Origin of the sequence: Porphyromonas sp. CAG:1061, from assembly GCF_000435035.1 — a bacterium.
Classification (GTDB): Bacteria; Bacteroidota; Bacteroidia; order Bacteroidales; family Porphyromonadaceae; genus Porphyromonas_A; species Porphyromonas_A somerae.
In genome coordinates, this window is record NZ_HF988907.1 from 23,651 (window position 1) to 25,881 (window position 2,231).

Sequence of the window (2,231 nt, forward strand, 5' to 3'; positions counted from 1 at the left end):
TTATGGTCGTGGTGGTGATGGCTATCTACCTCCTATTTAATGAAGAGTTGATAGGCATCTATCGGCTCGAGACCTCTATCCACAAGATGGGGACCGACTATCTCTCCATAGTGGCGCTAGGGTTACCCCTCATCTTTCCCACGGTCGCCTACACCGGCATCTACAATGCTACGGGTCACTCCAAGATTCCTTTCATTATAAGTAGTATAGGACTATTTCTCAATATGCTCCTCGACCCACTCCTTATATTTGTAGCGGGATTGGGGGTCAAGGGGGCGGCACTCGCTACCATCCTCTCCCAAGGGATCGTTCTAGCTCTTTTCCTCTTACAGATGTGCTACAGAGACCAATTGCTGGGTGGAATCAAGATATTCATCAAACTAACTAAAGGGATTACCTACAGCGTACTGCGTATCGGCACCCCTGTGGCAGTGATGAATAGCCTATTTGCTTTTATCAACCTCACACTAGGACACCTCGCCTCGCTCTATGGCGGGCATCTCGGAGTGATGGCACTCACTACTGGAGGGCAGCTAGAGGGGCTCTGCTGGAATACCGCCCAAGGATTCTCTACCGCCCTTAGTGCCTTTACTGGTCAAAACTATGGGGCTAATCAGATAGACCGTATCTACAAAGGCGTACGCTATACACTTATCCTTTCACTGATTGTAGGAGTGCTGGGCTTCTGCATCTACTTCTTTTGGGGCGAAGGGCTCTTCGCACTTATTGTCCCTGAGGAAGCCGCCTACATCGCAGGTGGCATCTACCTATCCATTCAAGCGGTACCACAAGTCTTTAGCATGATAGAGATCACCAGCCAAGGCTTCTTCTACGGTATCCGCCAGACACTTCCCCCCTCCCTCATCAGTATTATTGGCAACCTGCTCCGGATTCCCGCCGCCCTCCTCTTATTACCCCTCACCAAGGATATCACCACCCTTTGGTGGATCATTGGTGCCTCCTCTATTCTCAAGGGCATCGTTGCTGGCATCTGGTACCTCCTCGTCCGTCGCTCCACCATTTCATCGAATAGATAAAGATAAATACCATACCATTATGACCGAAAGACAACTAGAAATTGCTCGAACCTTTACCGACAAAGAGGTGATGGCAAATGCCATCGCCAAGCTAAGGACTTTGACGCTGAATAAGCTTCTAACGGTTGAAGACCCCGAAGAGCGAGCCAACCTTATAGAGCAACAGGCCACCCTAGAGTATGAGGAAATGGCGGTCTTGGGAGACGATGAAGTCTCAAAAAACATTCAAGACAAAGTAGTAAAGCTTTATTCACCCATCCTAAAAGCATATTATGAAGAGAAGTGATGTAGAAGCACTATTGACTCAGCTTAAGGGGTTTTATATTAGTGATAAAGAGCCTAGCAGACACCCAAGAGCTATTATATTGGGAGGACAACCATCTGCTGGAAAGAGTGCACTCGCAAAGATAGCCCAAAATGAGCTTCCAAGTATACTCACCATAAATGGCGACAAGTATAGAGAGCACCACCCACTACACAAAGAACTGATAAAGGAGCCCCTTAAGTACTCATCTGAAACGCAGATATTCTCCAATGTATTTACAGAGGGATTGATAGACGAAGCCATAAGAAATCGGCTAAATGTATCGGTAGAAGGGACTATGAGGCGAAGCGAAGTAGTAGCTGACACCGCTCGAAAGTTCAAAAGGGCTGGCTTTGAGGTAGAGCTAATGTGTATCTCTGCACCACCAGAACTCACTGCCGTCAATCTTTTTTCAAGATACGCCAGTGAAGTGCAACTTATGGATAGTGGCAGACTAGCCGACTTTGAAAGCCACAACCAAGCTTGTAACGGTATACTTAAGACGTTGGACGACGCCTACGAGAATACAGACATTGACAGAATACGCCTGTATGCTCTCTTCGGAATGGAATTAATTGCCGACTATCAGAGGAATGAGGATGGTCACTGGACGGTTCAAGTGAAACCTAGCGAATTAATAACAAGAATAAGGGATAAACAACTGCAAAATAGAGAATTGGTTTTACTGCTGATTGATAAGGGACTAACAGCTTTATCAATCATCCAAGATGAAAAGATAAGAGAGAAGCTAATCAGCCAGCTCCACCATCTGATACGTCAGGCATCCACCATACAGCCCCACCAATAGCAACTCTCCCAGGCAGAGATTACAAAGTAAAAATCCGGCTAAAAAGAAGGTCACAGACACCCCTTCATAACCAGCTGCAATT

3 protein-coding genes are annotated in these 2,231 nt (G+C 46.6%); all 3 read left to right on the forward strand.

From position 1 onward, the window contains the following. Positions 1-1,037, forward strand: a 1,037-nt coding sequence (locus tag QVO39_RS04215) for an MATE family efflux transporter (protein WP_021903143.1), incomplete at its 5' end; no start/stop codon positions are given. A 19-nt stretch (positions 1,038-1,056) separates the two neighbouring features. After that, positions 1,057-1,323, forward strand: a complete 267-nt coding sequence (locus tag QVO39_RS04220; protein ID WP_018028659.1) for a hypothetical protein — start codon at positions 1,057-1,059, stop codon at positions 1,321-1,323. Then, positions 1,310-2,149 (forward strand): zeta toxin family protein, encoded by an 840-nt coding sequence (locus tag QVO39_RS04225; RefSeq protein WP_021903144.1) that lies wholly within the window; start codon positions 1,310-1,312, stop codon positions 2,147-2,149. The genes QVO39_RS04220 and QVO39_RS04225 overlap by 14 nt, the downstream gene beginning before the upstream one ends. Positions 2,150-2,231: the final 82 nt, after the last annotated feature.

What these genes read in the sequence shown, in the direction of transcription:
- QVO39_RS04220 (WP_018028659.1), top strand. Translation starts at nt 1,057, where the DNA reads ATGACCGAAAGACAACTAGAAATTGCTCGAACCTTTACCGACAAAGAG.
- QVO39_RS04225 (WP_021903144.1), top strand. Translation starts at nt 1,310, where the DNA reads ATGAAGAGAAGTGATGTAGAAGCACTATTGACTCAGCTTAAGGGGTTT.